Source organism: Microbacterium marinilacus, assembly GCF_019753765.1.
GTDB classification, from domain to species: domain Bacteria; phylum Actinomycetota; class Actinomycetes; order Actinomycetales; family Microbacteriaceae; genus Microbacterium; species Microbacterium marinilacus.
In genome coordinates this window covers 729,187-748,259 of record NZ_JAIJZW010000001.1, presented here as the reverse complement: position 1 = coordinate 748,259, position 19,073 = coordinate 729,187, and the positions used below count along the sequence as shown (strand labels likewise).

General features: G+C 72.6%; 19 protein-coding genes. 5 read left to right on the top strand and 14 right to left on the bottom strand.

Annotation, left to right across the window (positions count from 1 at the left end):
* Positions 1 to 132: integrase core domain-containing protein (locus K5S26_RS03415; protein WP_221856046.1), on the top strand; the 132-nt coding region annotated here is incomplete at its 5' end.
* On the opposite strand, the gene coaE is transcribed toward K5S26_RS03415, so the two are convergent.
* From coaE to K5S26_RS03365, 10 genes are all read right to left on the bottom strand, one after another.
* Positions 129 to 725, bottom strand: a complete 597-nt coding sequence (gene coaE / locus K5S26_RS03410; RefSeq protein ID WP_221855940.1) for a dephospho-CoA kinase — start codon at positions 723 to 725, stop codon at positions 129 to 131. The two genes, K5S26_RS03415 and coaE, sit on opposite strands and share 4 nt — an antisense overlap.
* Before the next feature lie 48 nt (positions 726 to 773).
* Positions 774 to 2,093, bottom strand: coding sequence for an amidohydrolase (locus tag K5S26_RS03405; RefSeq protein ID WP_221855938.1), 1,320 nt, complete (start codon positions 2,091 to 2,093; stop codon positions 774 to 776).
* Positions 2,090 to 2,737, bottom strand: a complete 648-nt coding sequence (locus K5S26_RS03400) for a VOC family protein (RefSeq protein WP_221855936.1) — start codon at positions 2,735 to 2,737, stop codon at positions 2,090 to 2,092. Before K5S26_RS03400 ends, K5S26_RS03405 begins: the two co-directional genes overlap by 4 nt.
* Complete coding sequence (locus K5S26_RS03395; RefSeq protein ID WP_221855934.1) at positions 2,734 to 3,354, bottom strand: alkylhydroperoxidase domain protein; 621 nt, start codon at positions 3,352 to 3,354, stop codon at positions 2,734 to 2,736. Before K5S26_RS03395 ends, K5S26_RS03400 begins: the two co-directional genes overlap by 4 nt.
* Positions 3,351 to 3,962 carry a CMD domain protein gene (locus K5S26_RS03390; protein WP_221855932.1) on the bottom strand — a complete coding sequence of 204 codons (612 nt, stop codon included), beginning with the start codon at positions 3,960 to 3,962 and terminating at the stop codon, positions 3,351 to 3,353. Before K5S26_RS03390 ends, K5S26_RS03395 begins: the two co-directional genes overlap by 4 nt.
* Positions 3,959 to 5,023, bottom strand: coding sequence for a putative FMN-dependent luciferase-like monooxygenase (locus K5S26_RS03385; protein WP_221855930.1), 1,065 nt, complete (start codon positions 5,021 to 5,023; stop codon positions 3,959 to 3,961). The genes K5S26_RS03390 and K5S26_RS03385 overlap by 4 nt, the downstream gene beginning before the upstream one ends.
* Positions 5,020 to 6,663, bottom strand: a complete 1,644-nt coding sequence (locus K5S26_RS03380) for a dipeptide ABC transporter ATP-binding protein (protein WP_221855928.1) — start codon at positions 6,661 to 6,663, stop codon at positions 5,020 to 5,022. Before K5S26_RS03380 ends, K5S26_RS03385 begins: the two co-directional genes overlap by 4 nt.
* Positions 6,660 to 7,451 carry an ABC transporter permease gene (locus K5S26_RS03375; protein WP_246603567.1) on the bottom strand — a complete coding sequence of 264 codons (792 nt, stop codon included), beginning with the start codon at positions 7,449 to 7,451 and terminating at the stop codon, positions 6,660 to 6,662. The genes K5S26_RS03380 and K5S26_RS03375 overlap by 4 nt, the downstream gene beginning before the upstream one ends.
* Positions 7,452 to 7,501: 50 nt before the next feature.
* Positions 7,502 to 8,485, bottom strand: coding sequence for an ABC transporter permease (locus tag K5S26_RS03370; protein WP_221855925.1), 984 nt, complete (start codon positions 8,483 to 8,485; stop codon positions 7,502 to 7,504).
* Positions 8,486 to 8,568: 83 nt separating this feature from the next.
* On the bottom strand, positions 8,569 to 10,233 hold the full coding sequence (locus tag K5S26_RS03365) for a TIGR04028 family ABC transporter substrate-binding protein (RefSeq protein ID WP_221855923.1): 1,665 nt from the start codon (positions 10,231 to 10,233) through the stop codon (positions 8,569 to 8,571).
* Between the two features lie 206 nt (positions 10,234 to 10,439).
* Between K5S26_RS03365 and K5S26_RS03360 the strand changes: the two genes are divergently transcribed.
* A complete protein-coding gene (locus K5S26_RS03360; RefSeq protein ID WP_221855921.1) occupies positions 10,440 to 10,802 on the top strand; it encodes a VOC family protein in 363 nt (120 codons plus the stop codon).
* 75 nt (positions 10,803 to 10,877) lie between these two features.
* Here the strand turns inward: K5S26_RS03360 and rpsA are convergent, their stop codons facing one another.
* The gene (gene rpsA, locus K5S26_RS03355; RefSeq protein ID WP_221855919.1) at positions 10,878 to 12,329 is read right to left on the bottom strand and encodes a 30S ribosomal protein S1; all 1,452 of its coding nucleotides are present in this window, start codon (positions 12,327 to 12,329) and stop codon (positions 10,878 to 10,880) included.
* Between the two features lie 361 nt (positions 12,330 to 12,690).
* On the opposite strand from rpsA, the gene K5S26_RS03350 reads away from it, so the two are divergent.
* Genes K5S26_RS03350 through K5S26_RS03340 form a run of 3 tightly spaced genes read left to right on the top strand, consistent with a single transcriptional unit; the run spans position 12,691 to position 15,183 of the window.
* Positions 12,691 to 13,545, top strand: coding sequence for an ABC transporter substrate-binding protein (locus tag K5S26_RS03350; protein ID WP_221855917.1), 855 nt, complete (start codon positions 12,691 to 12,693; stop codon positions 13,543 to 13,545).
* Positions 13,546 to 13,588: 43 nt separating this feature from the next.
* Positions 13,589 to 14,449: an amino acid ABC transporter permease gene (locus tag K5S26_RS03345; RefSeq protein WP_221855915.1), complete on the top strand. Its 861-nt coding sequence runs from the start codon at positions 13,589 to 13,591 to the stop codon at positions 14,447 to 14,449.
* Positions 14,446 to 15,183, top strand: a complete 738-nt coding sequence (locus K5S26_RS03340) for an amino acid ABC transporter ATP-binding protein (RefSeq protein WP_246603422.1) — start codon at positions 14,446 to 14,448, stop codon at positions 15,181 to 15,183. The genes K5S26_RS03345 and K5S26_RS03340 overlap by 4 nt, the downstream gene beginning before the upstream one ends.
* Positions 15,184 to 15,189: 6 nt before the next feature.
* Here K5S26_RS03340 and K5S26_RS03335 read toward each other — a convergent pair whose 3' ends face one another.
* From K5S26_RS03335 to K5S26_RS03325, 3 genes are read right to left on the bottom strand one after another with little or no spacing between them, the layout of a single operon-like run.
* A complete protein-coding gene (locus tag K5S26_RS03335; RefSeq protein WP_221855911.1) occupies positions 15,190 to 17,103 on the bottom strand; it encodes a glycogen debranching N-terminal domain-containing protein in 1,914 nt (637 codons plus the stop codon).
* Positions 17,100 to 17,957 carry a carbohydrate ABC transporter permease gene (locus K5S26_RS03330; RefSeq protein ID WP_221855909.1) on the bottom strand — a complete coding sequence of 286 codons (858 nt, stop codon included), beginning with the start codon at positions 17,955 to 17,957 and terminating at the stop codon, positions 17,100 to 17,102. Before K5S26_RS03330 ends, K5S26_RS03335 begins: the two co-directional genes overlap by 4 nt.
* The gene (locus tag K5S26_RS03325; RefSeq protein WP_221855907.1) at positions 17,954 to 19,069 is read right to left on the bottom strand and encodes a carbohydrate ABC transporter permease; all 1,116 of its coding nucleotides are present in this window, start codon (positions 19,067 to 19,069) and stop codon (positions 17,954 to 17,956) included. Before K5S26_RS03325 ends, K5S26_RS03330 begins: the two co-directional genes overlap by 4 nt.
* Positions 19,070 to 19,073: the final 4 nt, after the last annotated feature.

Here is a 19,073-nt window from a genome sequence, read left to right as displayed (position 1 = left end):
TCCGAGTCAGCTCGGCGAGCAGCTCTCCCGGCCTGGCTGCACTTCTACAATCACCACAGACCCCACACCGCCATCGGAAAGCTCCCACCCATCAGCCGCATTTCAAACAACCTGGCTGGGCACTACAGCTAGGGCAGGAGGGAGCGCCAGAGCGCGTCGGCCTGCGCGAGCGTGTCCTCGATGGCGCCGGACGTGTCGATGACGACGTCCGCCAGCCTCAGCCGCTCGTCATCGGACGCCTGGTTGGCGACGCGCGAGCGCGCCTCCGCCTCCGACATGCCGCGATGCTCCACCATCCGCGCCACGCGCACGTCCGCCGGCGCGTGCGCCACCACCACGCGATCCCACTCCCCCGTGCCGCGCGCCTCGGCCAGCAACGGCACGTCGTAGACGACCACGGCGTCCGGGTCCGCGTCGAGGGCGGCACGGAAGCGACGCTGCGACTCCTCCTTGACCGCCGGATGCACGATGTCGTTCAGCGCCGCGAGTCGCTCGCGGTCGCCGAAGACGAGCGCGCCGAGCGCCGGTCGGTCGAGCGCGCCGTCGGGCGTCAGCACGCCCTCCCCGAACTCCGCCGCGATCGCGGAGAGCACCGGCTCGCCCGGCCGCTGGAGCTCGCGCACCAGTGCGTCGGCGTCGACGACGACGGCGCCGTGCTCGGCCAGGCGACGGGCGACGGTCGACTTGCCGGACGCGATTCCGCCCGTGAGCGCGACGAGAGGCATGCGCTCAGTCTTCCACGCGCCCCGCCGCGCGGCGTGACGCCGTCGGGGTCAGAGCGGATCGCCCCAGCGGAACCGGCCGCCCTCCGCGGCGAACTCCGCCGCGACCGCCTCCCGCAGCTCCGGGTCGGCGAGATAGTCGACGGCGGCGGCCGCGAGCCCCGCCGCGGCGTCGGCGAGCGCGTCGAACGCCGGCGGCTGCACGGTCCAGGCGGCGAAGGCGGCGTTGTGAGGCGTGACGTCGTCCGGCCCGCCCAGCCCGATGGAGGGATGGATGGACGGCAGATAGCGGGTGACGTTGCCCATGTCGGTCGACGCGCCGCCCTGCGCCGCGACGGGAGGCGACGGCGGCACCTCGCGCCCGCGGCCGGCGACCGCCGCGGCCCAGCGGCGCGTCAGCTCGAGGTTCGGCTGCAGCGGCAGGTACGGCGGCACGGGATCGACGTCGATCTCGGCCCGAGTGCCCGTCGACAGCGCGGCGCCCTCGAGCACCGCGACGACGCGGTCGGTGAGCGCCACGAGCGTGTCGATCTCGGCCGAGCGCACGTAGAACAGGGCCGCCGCGCGCTCGGGCACGACGTTCGGCGCCGCGCCTCCGTCCGTGATGATGCCGTGCACACGGTCGATCGGCAGGATGTGCTGCCGCAGCTGCGCGACGCCCTGGTAGGCGGTCACGACCGCGTCGAGCGCGTTCAGCCCGAGCCAGGGGGCTCCGGCCGCGTGCGCCGCGCGCCCGTGATAGGTCACCGCGACGCGCCGCACCCCCGTCGTCCTCTGCGCGACGAGCGGGGACGCTGCCGACCCGGCGGCCGGATGCACCATGCCCGCCGCGTCGACGTCGTCGAAGCCGCCCGCACGGAGGATCAGCTCCTTGCCGGCGCCGTTCTCCTCCGCGGGCGTGCCGATGAGGGAGACCCGACCGCCCAGGCGCCCCGCGATCGGCGCGACGGCCAGGAAGGCTCCGACCGCGGCGCCCGCGATGATGTTGTGCCCGCACGCGTGGCCGACCCCCGGCAGCGCGTCGTATTCCGCGATGATCGCGAAGTGCGGCCCGTCGGCGGCGCCCGCGGTGACGCGCAGCGCCGTCGGCAGGCCGAAGGCCCCCACCGCGGCGGCGTGGCCGTGCCGCTCGAGGAGCTCCGCGAGGCGACCGGCGGAGCGATGCTCTTCGAAGCCGATCTCCGGGTCCTCGTGCAGCGCGATCGCGAGCCGCTCGAGCTCGGGACGCAGCCCGTCCACCGCTCGCACCGACTCGTCGCGCAGGGCCGCCGGCGCACCCGCGAAGCGCGACGGTTCGTCGACCCGCGCCGGCGGCGCGCCAGCCGCCGTGCGGGCCTGCCAGGCGAGGGCGGCCGCGAGCGGATCGCTCACAGCGTGACCGTCTCGCCGTCCGGTCGGCGCACCGTGAGCCGGTAGCCCGCGGGCTCGCCCTCGACGACCTCCGCCACCGACCCCTCCGGCAGCGCGAGCGCGTCGTGGACGCGGCGGACGGGACCGGGGTCGCGCTCGACCCGCTCGAAGGACACGATCTCGAGCGTCGGCACGTCGCTGAGACCCGGCTGCTCGGTGTCGCCCCAGTCGATCAGGAACGGCACGGCGAACCCCGAGCCGCCGCGTGTCAGCCGCCACTCGAGGAGGACGCCGTCGGGGCGCCGACGCGAGAGATCCCAGACGTCGCCCGGATCGAAGCCGCGCTCGCGAGCCCCCGTCACGACGCCGTCGATGTCGTCGGGATGGATCGCGTACGTCACGATCTCCGGCCCCGCGAGGTCGCGGATGCCGAACGTCTCCGGCAGCGACTCGTGCTCGACGTCGGGATCCGGGCCGATCAGCTCGATGTAGTGGGGGGCGCGCCGGTCGCCGACGGTGAGCGCCACCAGCGCGTTCGCGGTGCCGGTCGGGTGTGCGCCGCCGGGCGCCGCGGTGACACCGGTCCGCTCCGCGAACCACGACACGACGCCCGCGAGGTCCGGCCCTGCGATGACGATGTGGTCGAGGAGGCCCGGGACGCTCACGACGCGGCCCTCCGCGCCGGCACCTCGGGCTCGCCGAGCGACAGCATCAGCCGGTTCGCCCAGTTGAAGAACGCCGCGCCGCTGAGCACGTCCACGATCTCCGCGTCGTCCAGCCCCGCCTCTCGCAGCCGCGCGATGTCGGCGGCGCCGAAGCCCAGGGGCGTGTCGGCCAGGGCGACGGACGCGGCCGAGACCGCGTTCCAGCGCGGATCGCCGAGGTCGGCCTCGACGCCCTCGTCGAGCAGCCGCTGCACGTCCTCGCGGCGGCCCGACTCGCGGGTCGCGGCGGCGGCGTGCACCGACGCGCAGTACACGCACCCGTTGTGGCGCGAGGTCGCGGCGGCCGCCAGCTCGCGCTCGGCGCGGGCCGCACCGCCCTCCGTGTTGAAGAAGATGTCGACGTCGGTCAGTGTGCGGGCCTTGAGGGCGCCGGGGTCGCGGGCCAGCAGGCGGAAGTACGGCATCTTCGCCCGGGCCGGCTGGATCAGCGCGTCCCGCTGCTCTTCCGTGAGGTCTGCCTCGGCCACCGGGGCCAGCCAGGGCACCCAGCCGAGGCCCTCCTGGGTGAAGCGCTCGGGGCGGGCCAGGTCGGGGTACTCGGTCACCAGCTCGCTCATCGCGTGGCTCCTTCGGTCTCGGCGGGATTGTCGGCCAGCACGCGCAGTCCCCAGGCCAGACGCAGCTGGAAGGTCAGGAAGGCGACGAGCTGGGACAGCCTCACGATGTCGTCGGCGCTCCAGCCGGCGTCGACGAGGGCCTGGATGGCGGTCGCGCTCGACTCGCGGGGACGGAACACGAGCAGGTGGGCGTGCGTCAGCGCGGCGACGAGGCGCGCTCCGAGCCCGGGCTCGGCGGCGGCCCACGCGGCGCCGGGCGAGCTCTCGGCCGCGAGCCCCTCCTCCCGATACACGCCGTACGGGCCGGACGACGCGCCGTCTGCGGCCGCCGCCTCCACCGCGGCGACGAGCGCCGAGTCCTCGTCGCCCAGCAGGTCGGCGTAGAAGTCCGCCGCCTGCGCGAAGCCGTGCAGGCGCGCGACGAACGCGGCGACCGCGTACCGCTCGCCGAGCGGGAAGGTGCCGGGTTCGGCCGGCTCCAGCAGCGCCTCGAAGCTGCGCTGCGCGTTCTCTCGCGCCTGCGGGCGCTGATCGCGCAGGGCGTCGAGCCGGCTGCCGGGCGCGATGCCTGCGAGCAGGTCGATGATGTCGGCGTTCGCCGTGGTCATGCGTTCCCCTTCGGAGTGGACGTGAGGTGGGCGTGCTGGAGCGCGCTGACGGCGTCGTCGCCGATGGCGTAGCCGAGGCGCGGGGCGACCTCGGTCGCGAGCAGCTCGAGAGAGCGCAGCGTGATGTCGTGGTCGGGCTCGACGGAGTGCACCTGGAACGACACGTCGCTCGCCGCCGAGATCGCGCGGTCGCCCGCCAGCGACGCGACGACCTCGTCCGGCGTGCCGACGTGGGTGTCGGTCAGGCGGGCGATCTCCTCGATCGCGAGCCCCGTCGTGTCGATGCCGAGCATCCCCTCCGCGAGGCGCCGCAGGTGCGGGAGTGCCGCCTCGAGGACGCGTGTGCGGTGCTCCTCGTCGACGACGACGGCGGTGCGCGATGCGAGCACGCGGAACGGCGCTCCGTCGGGCAGCGCGTCGCGGTAGGCGTCGATGATCGGCAGCTGCAGGTCGTGCAGCGGCAGATCCTGGGCGTCCGGTCGAGGCTGGGTGCGCGACAGCAGCAGCCCGTCGCCGTCCGCACCGGCCCGCGATCCGCCGTCCACCGAGAAGGTGGCCTGCCAGACGCGGCGGACGAGTCCGTCCGCCGCCGGGTAGATCCGCGCGTCGGTGCCGCGGACACCGCGCCCCGAGAGGGCATCGCGGAACACGCCGAAATGCTCGGCGAAGATCGCCCGCCGGTCCTCGGACGAGCGGCCGAACGGCGGGAACGACGAGGGCGTGCCGCCCGAGGCGACGCCGAGCTGCACCCGACCGCCGCTCAGCGCGTCGAGCACGCTGGCGTCCTCTGCCGCCCGCAGCGGGTCGTCGATCGGCAGCGTCACCACTCCCGTCGCGAGGGCGATGTGCGACGTGCGCTCGGCCGCCGCTGCCAGCAGCACGAACGGAGAGGGCAGACCGCCCTCCTGCTCGCCGAAGTGGTGCTGCGCGACCCATGCCGATGCGAAGCCGACGCGCTCGGCCTGCGCGATCTGCTCGAGTGCGAACCGGTAGCGGTCGGCCGCCGGGGCCTGCTCGAGCAGGCGGGTGAAGAAGCCGATGCGCGGGCCGGTGGAAGTCATTCGGGGTCCTCCGGGGACGAGAGGGCGGGGCGCAGGGCAGCGCCAGGGATCGCGTCGAGCAGCCGACGCGTGTAGTCGTGCTGCGGGGCCTCGAACACCTGAGCCGTCGGGCCGAGCTCGACCTGGCGGCCGCGCTGCAGCACCGACACTGTATCGGCGATCTGGCGCACCACGGCGAGGTCGTGCGAGATGAACACGTACGTGAGCCTGAGGTCGTCCTGCAGCCGCGCCAGCAGTCGCAGGATCTGCGCCTGGACGGTCACGTCGAGCGCGGAGACCGCCTCGTCCAGGACCACGAGCTCCGGCTCCAGGATGAGCGCGCGGGCGATCGCGACGCGCTGGCGCTGCCCGCCGGACAGCTCGCTGGGACGGCGGTGCGCGATCTCGGGGGCGAGCGCCACGAGATCGAGGTGGTGGGCGGCCCGCTCCGTCCGCTCGGCCCGTGATCCCACACCGAAGTTCTCGAGCGGCTCGGCGAGGATCTGCCCGATCGTCTGCCGCGGGTCCAGCGAGCCGTACGGGTTCTGGTACACCAGCTGGGCGATCCGCCGGAACGGGCGCGGCGACCGCAGGTCGGCGACGTCCGTCTCGCCGACGCGGATGGAGCCGGCGGTCGGGCGGTTCAGCCCCGCGATGCTGCGGCCGGTCGTGGTCTTGCCCGACCCGGACTCGCCCACGAGCGCGTGAGTGGTACCGCGCGCGACGCTGAAGGACACGTCGTCCACCGCGACGAACGGCGTGCGGCCCGCCCCGCGGAACTCCTGCCGCAGGCCGCGCACCTCGACCAGCGGGCGCTCGTCCGGCGCCGGGGCGTGCGGTGCGCGCTCGACGACGCGCGCGAGCGACGGCGCGTCCGCCAGCAGGCTGCGGGTGTAGTCCGCTGCGGGGGCGGTGAGCACCCGGGCGGACGGACCGGCCTCCTCGACACTGCCGGCGCGCATCACGACCAGCGAGTCGGAGTGGTCGGCCGCGACCGCGAGGTCGTGCGTGATGAACAGCACCCCGCTTCCCGACTCGCGTCGCAACCGGTCGAGCAGGTCCAGGACGCGTCGCTGCACCGTGACGTCGAGCGCGCTCGTCGGCTCGTCGGCGATCACCAGCTCCGGCTCGAGTGCGAGCGCGGCGGCGATCAGCACACGCTGCCGCATGCCGCCCGACAGCTCGTGCGGGAACTGCCGCGCCCGCCGTTCGGGATCGTCGATGTCGACGCGCTCGAGCAGCTCGAGCACCCGGGCCTCGATCTTCCGGCGGTCCTTCCAGCCGTGGATGCGCAGCGCCTCGCCGACGCTCGCCCCGATCGTGGCGACGGGGTTGAGCGACGAGCCGGGGTCCTGCGGGATCAGCGCGACGCACCGCCCGCGCAGGCGTCGCCAGCGGCGCTCGGGCAGGCCCACGAGCTGCGTCGGCCCGTCCGAGCGCTCGCTCAGCACGATGCTGCCGCCCACCACCCGGCCGTTCCGCGCGAGGAGCCCGATCGCCGACTGCGCGACGGTCGACTTGCCGGAGCCGGACTCCCCGACGAGCGCCGTCGTCCGGCCCGCCTCGACGTCGAACGACACCCCCTCGACGGCGGAGACGTCGCCGCGCGCGGTGCGGTAGGCGACCCGCAGGTCGCGGATCTCCAGCAACGGGCCGGTCATGAGCGGTCCTCTCTTCCGATCGCCTGGCTGAGCCGGTTGGTGGCGAGCACCACCAGGGCGACGACGGCGCCCGGCAGCACCGTGAGCCACCACGCCGTCGCCACGTAGCTGCGCCCCTCGGCGATCAGCAGACCCCACTCCGGGGTCGGCGGCGGCGCGCCGTAGCCGAGGAAGCCGAGCGTCGAGATCTGCAGGATCGCCGACCCGAGCTGCAGGGCCGCCAGCGCGATCACGGGCGTGAGGGAGTTGGGCAGGATGTGCCTCCACAGGACGCCGAAGAACGTGCCGCCCGAGCCGTACGCGGCCTCGACGAACTCCGAGGCGCGCACGCTGACGACCTGCGACCGCGCGAGCCGGGCGAACACGGCGATGGACGTCACGCCCACCGCGATCGCGGCGTTCGTCGTGCCGAACCCCAGGAGGATCACGACGCTGAGCGACAGCAGCAGCGCCGGGATAGCCAGCAGCATGTCGACGACGCGCATCAGCACCTCCTCGACGGCGCCCCCGACGGCTCCCGCCGTGACGCCGAGTGCCGTTCCGGCGATCAGACCGACCAGGACGGCCACGACGGCGCCCGTGATCGACTGCGACGCGCCGTGCACGACGCGCGTGTAGAGGTCGCGTCCGGTGGCGTCGGTCCCGAACAGGTGCGCGGCGTTCGGCGCCTGCAGCGCCGCCCCGCTCGACTCGGTGGGGCTGCCGGGCGCGAACAGTCCCGGCACGAGCGCCCACGCGACGGCGGCCAGGATGATCAGGATCGGCACGAGCGTGCCCGGACGCAGCAGCGCCCGCCAGTCGATGCGGCCGAGACCTCGCGGCACGGCGACGGCGATCGTCACGACGGCACCTCCTCGCGCGGGGCGTCGGCCGTCGCGGCCCGGCGCCGAGCGGCGCGCGACGAGCGCAGCCGCGGATCGAGCACGGGATACAGCAGGTCGACCACCAGGTTGATCGCGACGAACGCCACGGTCGACAGGATCACGACGGCGAGAAGTACCGGGGTGTCACGGTTGGCGACGGCCTGAGCCGTCAGCTGGCCGAGCCCGGCGCGCGCGAACACCGCCTCGGTCACGACGGCGCCGCCCACGAGCTCGCCGAACAGCAGACCGGCCATCGTGAGGGTGGGAACGAGGGCGTTCCGCGCCACGTTGCGCCACAGCAGCCACGGCGTGCTCGCACCCCGCGAGCGCACGACCGTGACGAACGGCTGCTCGCGCACCTCGTCGATGCTGCGCATCAGCACCTGTGCGAGCGGCGCGGCGATGGGGATGGCGAGCGTCGCGACCGGCAGGATGAGCGACTCGACCGGGTCGGCGCCGATGACAGGCACCAGCCCGAGCTGGAACGAGAAGATCTGCACCAGCACGATGCCGATCCAGAACACCGGCAGCGACACGAGGAACGGCGGGATCCCGCGGAAGAGCCGCCGCAGCCATGTCGCACCGCCGTAGGTGGCGGTGAACGCGATGGTGACGGCGAGGAAGACCGCCAGCGCGAGCCCGAGGGATGCGAGGACGAGGGTCGAGGGAAGCGCCGTGGCGATCAGCGCGCTCACCGCCGCCCCGCTCGCGACCGAGTACCCGAACTCGCCGCGCAGCACGCCGAGGGTCGAGTCGAGGTACCGCTCGACGAGGCTGCGGTCGGCGCCGTACGTCGCCCGGATCTCGGCGAGCTGTTCCTGGGACAGGCCCAGCTCGGGGCTGCCGTAGCGGGCGAGCACGGCGTCGCCCGGCAGCGCCGACAGCAGCAGGTACGCGACGGTGTAGGTGAGGGCCAGCACGAGAACCGCCTGGCCCACCCGACGCAGGATGTAGGTCATGGTCGCCTTCCGGCCGGGGCGGGCGATGCCGCCCGCCCCGGGTGTCGAGGAGTCGTCAGTGACGCGAGGTCAGCGGGTCGTCCTCAGCGGTCGAGCCACGTGGCGTAGAACCACGGGCGGCCGACCGACTCGGTCTCGAAGCCCTGCACGTCCGCGCGCAGGCCGAACACCTGCGGCTCCTCGAAGAGCGGCAGGAAGTAGGCGTTCTCGGCGATGTGCAGCTGGGCCGCCTCGGACGCCGCCTGGCGCTCCTCCGTCGTGGGAGCGGAGGCGATGGCGGCCAGCAGCTCGTCGAGCTCGGGGTCCCCGACGCTGTCGTCCTCGTTCGATCGGTTCAGCAGCGTGTTGCGGTTCTCGCTGTGGAACTGCGACTTGAGGACGTCGTAGTCGGCGCGGCCGACCATCGAGTGGTAGACGGGGATCGTGACCTCCGAGAGCGAGGCCTCGGTCTGCGCGGCCTGGTCGCCCGGGAACAGCTCGACCTCGATGCCCAGCTGCGCCAGCTGCTCCTGGACGAGCGTGACGACATCCTTGGAGCGGGGCTGCGGGAGAGCCTCGTTGAACGTCAGCTGCAGCCGCTCGCCGTCCTTCTCGCGGATCCCGTCCGACCCGACCTCCCAGCCGGCCTCGTCCAGCAGCTCCGCGGCCTTCTCGGGGTCGTAGGCGTAGTACTCGGACGTGTCGAGGTACCCCAGCGCGGTCTTCGCCAGGGCGCCGGTGGCCAGGGGGTAGCTGTCGGTGAACAGCGTGCTCACGATGGCCTCCCGGTCGACGCCGGCGATGATCGCCTGGCGCACCCGAATGTCCGACAGGATCTCGCCGCGGAATCGGAAGCTGAAGCCGTTGTTGACGCCGTTGGTCGTCGCCGCGTGGATCGTGAGGCCCTCGGCCGCGAACTGCGGCTCGTCCGGCGCGCTGACGTCGCGCGTGACGTCGGCCTGGCCCGCGACGACGGTGCCGACGCGCACGCTGCTCTCCGCGGCGACGAAGTAGGTGAGCCCGTCCAGGAGGGCCCGCCCCTGGTGCTCGAGGGATGGCGGCGCCCAGTCGTAGTCGCCACGCGCCTCGAACGAGATCTCGGTGCCGATCTTCTCGTCCGAGACGACGAACGGGCCCGAGCCGACGACGGTCGCGGCGTTGCCCGGTCCGAACTCCTCGCTCGTCTTGTCGAGGGTGTCGTTCGAGAGCAGCCCGGAGTTGATGGTCGACACCGCCTGCGCGAAGCCGGGCGCGGGTGCCGAGAAGTGGAACTTCACGGTGTGGTCGTCGACCACCTCGCCGTGGTCGTAGTTGTTGATCGCCTCGGACACCGGCAGAGCGCGCTCGGTGTCGCCCTTGCCGTACAGATCGAGGTTCTTCACCACGTTCTCGGCGTCTACCGGCGTCCCGTCGGAGTACGTGACCCCCTCGCGCAGAGTGAACGTGTACTCGGTCGCGTCGGCGTTGACCTCGGGCAGCTCGGCCGCGATCCACGGCTCGAGCTCGAGCGTCTCGGGGTTCTGGAACAGCAGGCGGTCCGTGATGTTGTTGACCACCCCGCCGTTCGGGTAGAAGCCTGCGGACGGCGGGTAGAGCGTGGTCCACGTCTGCGGCTCGAGATACGTGAGGGTGCCGCCGGCCGCGGGCTCGCCGGACTCGGCGCCGCCCTGCTCGGTGGGACCGGACGCGCAGCCCGCCAGCAGGGCGGCGACGGCGGCGATGGTCGCGGTCACGCGGACGGCGCGACGGGCGCGAAGGGATCGGGACATGGGGTGCTCCTCGGGATGGAACGACGCTGTGTCCTGCGAGTCCACCACGGCGGACGGAGCACCCGCGCGGCGCGATTCACACGGCGTCACAATTCGCCGAGAGCGCGGCTCACGAGCCTGTTCGCGCACGCGCCGGACGTCTTGCCGCGCGGCGGTCGGAGGCCTACCTTGGGCGCATCCGCAAGCGCTCGACGAGAGGACGCGACATGGCACACGGCGACGTCACGCATCTGGAGATCCCCGTCACCGACCTGGAGCGCGCGACCGCGTTCTACTCGGAGCTGTTCGGCTGGGAGATATCCGCCCCGCCCGGCTACGAGGACTACCCCATGTGGCACGCACCGAACGGGGCGAGCGGGGGTGCGCTCACGCCGCGCGAGGAGGGCTTCACCCAGCCTCGCTCGATCGTCGAGGTGCACTCGATCGACGACAACCTCGCGAAGGCGGTCGCTGGCGGGGCGGCGGTCGTCATCGCGCGCAGCCCCGTGACCGACACCAGCTGGTGGGCGCTGTTCCGCGACCCCGACGGCAACGAGATCGGGCTGTTCGAGGGGGTCTACGAGGGCTGACCCTCGCCGCGCACGCGGACGGGGCCGGACCCCGAAGGATCCGGCCCCGTCTGCGGTGCGTCGTGCTGGCGTGCCTCAGCGGCCGGCGAGCTTCTCGCGCAGAGCGGCGAGAGCCTCGTCGTCGGCGAGGGTGCCCGCGCCGGCCGACTCCGAGCTGAAGGACTGGCCGGCGGCGAAGTCCTCGCCCGCAGCGGCCTCGGCCTCGGCGGCCTTCGCCACCTGAGCCTTGTGCTGCTCCCAGCGAGCCTGCGCGGCGGCGTACTCCTGCTCCCACTTCTCGCGAGCCTCGTCGAAGCCCTCGAGCCACTGGTTGGTCTCCGGGTCGAAGCCCTCGGGGTACTTGTACTCGCCGTTCTCGTCGTACTCGGTGACCATGCCGTACAGCGCCGGGTCGAACTCGGTGCCGTTGGGGTCGACCATCTCGTTCGCCTGCTTGAGCGAGAGCGAGATCCGGCGACGGTCGAGGTCGATGTCGATCACGCGGACGAAGACCTCCTCGCCCACCGACACGACCTGCTCGGCCAGCTCGACGTGCTTCGCCGAGAGCTCCGAGATGTGCACGAGGCCCTCGATGCCGTCCGCGACGCGGACAAAGGCGCCGAACGGGACGAGCTTCGTGACCTTGCCCGGCGTGATCTGACCGATCGCGTGGGTACGGGCGAAGACCTGCCACGGGTCCTCCTGGGTCGCCTTCAGCGACAGCGAGACGCGCTCGCGGTCCAGGTCGACCTCGAGGATCTCGACGGTGACCTCCTGGCCGACCTCGACGACCTCGGAGGCGTGCTCGATGTGCTTCCAGGACAGCTCGGAGACGTGCACGAGGCCGTCCACGCCGCCCAGGTCGACGAACGCGCCGAAGTTGACGATCGACGAGACGACGCCCTTGCGGACCTGACCCTTGTGCAGGTTGTTCAGGAACTGCGTGCGCGTGGCCGACTGCGTCTCCTCCAGGAGCGCGCGACGCGACAGCACGACGTTGTTGCGGTTCTTGTCGAGCTCGAGGATCTTGGCCTCGATCTCCTGGCCGAGGTACGGCGTCAGGTCGCGGACGCGGCGGAGCTCGATGAGCGACGCCGGCAGGAAGCCGCGGAGGCCGATGTCGACGATGAGGCCACCCTTGACGACCTCGATGACGGTGCCGGTGACGACGCCGTCGTTCTCCTTGATCTTCTCCACGTCGCCCCAGGCGCGCTCGTACTGCGCGCGCTTCTTCGACAGGATCAGACGGCCTTCCTTGTCCTCCTTCTGAAGGACCAGGGCCTCGACGACGTCGCCGACGCTGACGACCTCGTTGGGGTCGACGTCGTGCTTGATGGAGAGCTCGCGCGAGGGGATGACGCCCTCGGTCTTGAAGCTCACGTCCAGCAGAACCTCGTCGCGGTCGATCTTGACGATCGTGCCCTCGATGATGTCGCCGTCGTTGAAGGACTTGAGGGTCTTCTCGACCGCGGCCAGGAAGTCCTCAGCAGAGCCGATGTCGTTGATCGCGACCTGCTTGGTGGCCGGGGCGGTCGTTGCGTTAGTCATGTAGTGGGTTGTCCTTGTTGGATGTTTACTCGGGCCACGGCTCGGCCTGCGCAGCCGGATGGCCGGACGCGCGAGACCACGGTTCGAACCGCGGCAGATGGATTGTGTTCTTTCTTCACCCGGCGGTCCTTCCCGGGAGAGCCCGGGCGACGCGCACACGCGTGACACTCCAGGGTATCAGAATTCGACCCTCCTCCGGCAGGCTCCCTCGCCAGGGCCAGACGCCGTCCGCCCCTCGCCTCGCGGGCCGGGCCGCCGGGCCGCCACCGCGCCGAAACAATCCGTCGCACGCGCTCGCGCCCGAGGCCGCGGCACGCCACGATGGACCCGTCCCGCCCCCTCGTCGTCTCGGAGGACCACGATGTCACGTCGCCCGCCTCGCACGTTCGCGGCCCTCGCCGCGATCTCCCTCGCCGGGATCCTGTCCGCCTGCGCCCCCGCCGGCGACAGCCCCTCCGGAACCACGGAGCCCGACACCGGGAGCGGGTACCTCACGGAGGGCACGCTCACCGTCGGCACCGCCGAGCCCGCCTACTTCCCATGGGTGATCGACGACGCGCCCGAATCCGGCGAGGGCTTCGAGGCGGCCGTCGCCTACGCCGTGGCCGAGGAGCTCGGCTTCGCCCGCGACGACGTCGCGTGGGTGCGCACGACGTTCGACGCGGCGATCGCCCCCGGGCCGAAGGACTTCGACATCAACCTGCAGCAGTTCTCGATCACCGACGAGCGCAGCGAGGCGGTGGACTTCAGCTCGCCCTACTACGAGACGACCCAGGTCGTGGTGACGACCGGAGACTCCCCCGCCGCCGACGCGTCCTCCATCGCCGATCTGAAGGAGCTGCTGATCGGGGGCCAGACCGGCACCACCAGCTTCGCCGCGATCGAGCAGGTGATCGCGCCCACGCAGGGCGCACAGGCCTTCACCTCGAACGACGACGCCAAGCTCGCGCTGGAGAGCGGCCAGGTCGACGCGATCGTCCTGGACCTTCCGACGGCCTTCTACGTCACGGGCGCGGAGCTGAGCGACGGCGTGATCGTCGGACAGCTGCCCGACGTCGAGGGAGAGGCCGACCGGTTCGGCATCGTGCTGGCGAAGGACTCGCCGCTGACGGACGAGGTCACCGCGGCCGTGGACGCGCTGCGCGCCGACGGCACGCTGGACGCGCTGGAGGCCGAGTGGCTCGGCGGCGACGACACCGCCCCGGTCCTCGAGTGACCCCCGGGCGGATGGGCGGCGCGCGGCGCCGCGGCCCGAGGGGATGACGCGCTCGGGAGGGCGCGCTCCGAGCGCGGTCGAGCTCGAGCGCCGAGCGTACCGGCGCCGGCAGGGCGCGCGATCGGTGCTGATCAGCGTCGCGTCGACGCTCGCGTTGGCCGTCGTGGTCTGGGTGTTCGTCGTGCGCACGCCCGGCTGGGCGCAGGTGCAGGCGTCGTTCTTCGACGGCGAGGTCATGCTCGCGGCGCTCCCGCGCGTCTGGGACGGGTTCCTGCTCAATCTCCGTGTGCTGGCCACGGCGTCGGTGCTCATCCTCGTCGTCGCGCTGGTGATCGCCGGGGTCCGCACGCTGCGCGGCCCGATCTGGCTTCCGCTGCGGGCGCTGGCGGCCGGCTACACCGACCTCTTCCGCGGGACGCCGCTGATCATCGTGCTCTACCTCGTCGGCTTCGGCATCCCCGGGCTGGGCCTCCTGCCGACGCGGCTGCCGTTCGAGTTCTGGGGCACCGTCGCCCTGACCCTGACGTACTCGGCCTACGTCGCCGAGGTCTTCCGCGCCGGGATCGATGCCGTCCATCCGTCGCAGCGCCACGCCGCCCGCGCGCTCGGCCTCAGCCACGCCAAGACGATGCGCCTGGTCGTCGTGCCGCAGGCGGTCCGCAAGGTGACCCCCGCCCTGATGAACGACCTCGTCGCGCTGCAGAAGGACGTCGGGCTGGTCTCGGTGCTCGGTGCCGTCGACGCCGTCCGCGCCGCGCAGATCGAGACGGCGGCGTTCTTCAACTTCTCGCCGTACGTGCTGGCGGGCCTGCTGTTCGTCCTGCTGGCCATCCCGACGATCCGCCTCACCGACTGGTACACGGCCCGCGTGCGCGCACGCGAGCAGATCGGGGGGATCGTATGAGCGGGCCCGTGCTCCGCATCCGCGACGTCTGGAAGTCGTTCGACGGCCACGACGTCCTGCGCGGCATCGATCTCGACGTCGCGCCCGGCGAGGTGGTCGCACTGATCGGCGCGAGCGGATCGGGCAAGTCCACGCTGCTGCGCACGGTCAACCTGCTGGAGCCGATCGACGACGGCCGGATCCTGCTGCACGATCTCGACATCAGCGATCCCCGCGTGGACGCCGACGCCGTGCGCGCCCGCATCGGAGTCGTCTTCCAGCAGTACAACCTGTTCCCCCACCTCACGGCGCAGCAGAACATCGCCCTCGCGCTGCGCCATGTTCGGGGGATGCGGCGGCGGGACGCCGACGCGGCGGCCGTCGCCGCACTCGCGCGCGTCGGGCTGTCCGACAAGGCCTCCGCGCATCCCGACCGGCTGTCGGGCGGCCAGCAGCAGCGCGTCGCCCTGGCGCGGGCCGTCGTCGGCGCGCCCGAGCTGCTGCTGCTCGACGAGATCACCTCGGCGCTCGACCCCGAGCTCGTCGGCGAAGTGCTCGACCTGGTCCGCACGCTCGCCGACGACGGCGCCACGATCGTCATGGCCACGCACGAGATGGCGTTCGCCCGGGACGTCGCCGACCGCGTCGTGTTCCTCGACGGCGGCCGCATCGTCGAGCAGGGCGCGCCGTCCGACGTCCTCGTCTCACCGCGGGAGGAGCGCACGCGCGCGTTCCTCTCGCGATTCCTCGACTGAGCCGTCTCACTCCCTGGCGATGGCGCTCCATGCGACGACGGCGGCGGCCGCCGACCACGCCTGCGGACGGCAGGCGGCCGGATACGGCGTGGGCACCGCGGTCTCCGACGCGCCGTCGCCGCCGTGCAGCTCGGGCACGCGATAGCCGAAGCCCTCGGCGGCCGCGAGCATGCCGGACGCGGCCTCGCGCGCCGCGTCGGGCAGGCCCGCGCGCATCATGCCGTGCACGGCGATCGCGGTGTCGTGCGTCCAGACGCTGCCGCCGTGGTATGACAGGGGCCAGTACGCCCGCGCCCCCGTGGACATCGTGCGGACGCCGAAGCCCGATGCCAGGCCGGGGCCCAGCAGCAGCGCCGCCACGCGACGCTCGTCCTCCGCATCGAGGATGCCGGTGCCGAGCAGGTGGCCGATGTTGCTCGTCAGCGTGTCGACGGCCCGCTTGTCGCGGTCGAGGGCGACGGCCGGATAGCGCCCCTCGGGCGTGTCCACCCAGTAGGCCTCCGCGAAGCGCGCCCGCAGCGTGGCCGCCCACTCCCGCAGCGGTGCGGCGTCGCCCTCGCCGAACCGCTCGAGCAGCTCCGCCCCCGAGAGGGCGGCCTCATACGCGTAGCCCTGCACCTCGCACAGCGCGATCGGCCCTCTCGCCAGGCTGCCGTCCCGCCACTGGATGGAGTCGCCGGAGTCCTTCCATCCCTGGTTCGCCAGGCCGCGGCCCGAACGGTCGAGGTAGTCCACGAATCCGTCGCCGTCGCTGTCGCCGTGCTCCGTCAGCCAGGTGAGGGCGCGCCGCAGCGCCGGCAGCAGCGCGCGCACCTCGTCGTCCGGCATGCCGGCGCGCCACGCGTCGGCGAGCAGGCAGATCCACAGCGGCGTCGCGTCGACGCTGCCGTAGTAGCGCGGCGGCAGGGTCACCCCCTCCCCCGGGATCTCGAGGGCGGTCGCGCGCAGCTCGTGCAGGATCTTGCCCGGCTCCTGCGCGGCCTCCGGATCGTCGTCCGCGCTTTGGAGGCGCGCCAGCACACGCAACGTCGAGGCGGCGATCTCACGGTCGACCGGCAGCATCAGCCGTGCCGCCCAGATCGAGTCGCGCCCGAACAGCGTGAGGAACCAGGGCGCACCCGCCGCATAGAACTCGTCGGACGGATGATCCGGCAAGGCCAGCCGCAGCGCGTCGAGATCGTCGAGCGCGGTCTCGAGCCAACGCGCCAGCCGCGGCTCGGCCCCCGCGACGGATGCCGCCAGCGCGGCGGCGTCCCAGGGCGCCCGCCGCGACGCCGGCCGCACCACGAGCGCGTCGTCGGCGAGGGCGATCGACCACTCCACGCCGACCTCGCCGCGCGCGTCCGCCGCGAGCGCCCATTCGACCTCGACCAGATCGTCGGCCGCCCGCACGGTCCCCGTCGCCGCGACGAGCGTGAAGCGCTGCGCACCGGCGGCGACGACCGCCGACCCGGCCGCGGCGAGCGCCTCGAAGGCGGCGGCGCCGACCTCTCCGGCCTTCACCGCGTGGAGCGACGCGAACTCGGGGAGCACGCGGACCCGAAGCGTCGCCTGCACCGGCACGTCGCGGCCGTTTCGCAGGGTGATCCGCTCCCGCACCGCGCCGGCCTCCACCCGCCGCTCCCGCGTCAGCCGCACCCGGGGATCGGGCATCGGGTCGTCGACGCCGCGCAGCAGGCCCGAGAACACGACGCGGGAGGCGCCGTGTCGTGCCGTCGAGATCCACTCGATCGGAGACTCGTCGCACGTCAGCGCGACGGCCCGGACATGCCGCACGTCCCCGTGGTAGACGCCGTCGATCGGCGCCGCGCCGATCTCGCCTCCCGCGCCCGACCACACCTGGGTGGGCGCGCGCAGCACGATCTCCCGGTCATGCAGCAACGGCTGCAACGGCGGCTGCGGCACCTCGTGCTCGGTCATTCCTTCACGGCTCCCTCACTGGCGTTCATGATGCGGCGCTGGAACACGAAGAACAGCACCGCGACGGGAATGGTCATGATCGCGGCGGCGGCGAGCTTCAGCGGGAACTGACTGCCCTGGCTGAGCTGCCCGCTCGCGAGCGAGGCCACGCCCTTGGTCAAGGTGGTGAGCTCGGGCGACTGCGTCGCGACGATGAAGTGGCTCAGCTCGTTCCAGGATCCCTGGAACGACAGGATCACGATCGTGATGAGCGCGGGGCGGGCCATCGGCAGCACCACGGACCAGAAGGTGCGGAAGACACCCGCCCCGTCGATGCGGGCCTGCTCTTCCACGGCCGTCGGAATGGACTCGAAGAAGTTCTTCATGATGAACACGCCCGCCGCGTCCACGAGGAGCGGCAGCACCATGCCCGCGTACGAGTCGTACATCCCGAGCTGGTTGATCACGAGGAACTTCGGGATCAGCAGCACCACGGCCGGCACCGACATCACCGCGACCAGCGCGGCGAAGACGACACCGCGCCCCCGGAACCGCAGGCGCGCCAGCGCGTATCCCGCGAGGGAGTTGAAGAACACGCGGCCCGCGGTGACGAGGACGGTGACGACCGCCGAGTTGGCGAACCACACGGGGAAGTCGGAGTACAGGAACAGCCGCTCGTACGCCGCCCAGGTGAACGTGGCGGGGATGAGCGACACCGGGGAGGAGGCGGCCTCGGCGTCCGACTTCACCGACGTGGCCAGCTGGACGAGGAACGGGTAGATGTACACCAGCGCGAGCGTGACGAGCACCGCGTACAGCAGCGCCTGCCGGGCGATCACCCCGCGGGGCCTCCCCGCGCGCGCCACGACGCTCATCCGCCCGCTCCGGATCCGGCGCCGCGGGCGCCCTCGTACATCCGCATGCGACGCCGCGACACCGGGCGGTCGCGCAGCACCCAGCGCTGCACGAGCGTCAGCACCACGATGATCGCGAAAAGGACGAAGGCGATCGCCGCACCCTGGCCCCACTCCTGCGAGAGGAAGGCGGAGCGGTAGCTCAGGTACGCGGGCGTGAGCGTCGTCTTGCCCGGGCCTCCCTGCGTGCCGGTGTAGATCTGGTCGAACACCTGCCAGGTTCCGATGAGGCCGAGGGTGAGCACCGTGAACAGCGTCGGGCGCAGCTGCGGGAGCGTCACGCGCGCGAACCGCTGCCACGCGCTCGCGCCGTCCACCATGGCCGCCTCCTGCACGTCGCCGCCGAGGTTCTGCAGCGCGGCGAGGAACAGCAGCATGAACGTGCCCGACGTCGTGAACACCGCCATCGCGATGAAGGCGCTCATGGCGACGGACGGGCCCGCGAGCCAGTCCCACCACGACACCCCCAGCAGCCGCCCCTCCTGCAGCGCGGGCGGCGGCTGGGTCACGCCGAGCGCGGCGAGGGCGTTGTGGATCACGCCGCGGGGGTCGTTGAACCAGTTCGGCCCCGTCGCACCGACGTAGGACAGCACCCGGTTCACCACCCCGTTGGTCGAGAACAGGAACAGCCACAGCATCGTGATGGCGACCGAGCTGGTGACGGACGGGAAGTAGAAGGCCGTCCGGAACACGCCCTTACCCCGCAGGACCGCGCCGTTCACCAGCACCGCCAGCAGCAGCGCGAGCACCGTCTGCAGCGGCACGACGAGCAGCACGTACCAGGCGTTGTTGCGCAGGGCTATGCCGAAGTCGCGTTCGGCGAGCCCGCCGCCGCTGGTGACCGCCGCGTAGTTGTCCATTCCCACGAACGACACCGCGGAGGAGAACGGGCTGCCGCGCCCGGTCCAGTCGCTGAAGCTGACCCACAGCGCCATCAGCACCGGCACGAGCAGGAAGAGCCCCAGGATGAGGACCACCGGCAGGGTGAAGATCCATCCGGCCGCGCCCTCGCCGCGCCGGAGGCCCGAGCGGGCGGCGCGACGACGAGCGGACGGGCGCGTGGCGGCGGTCATGCGC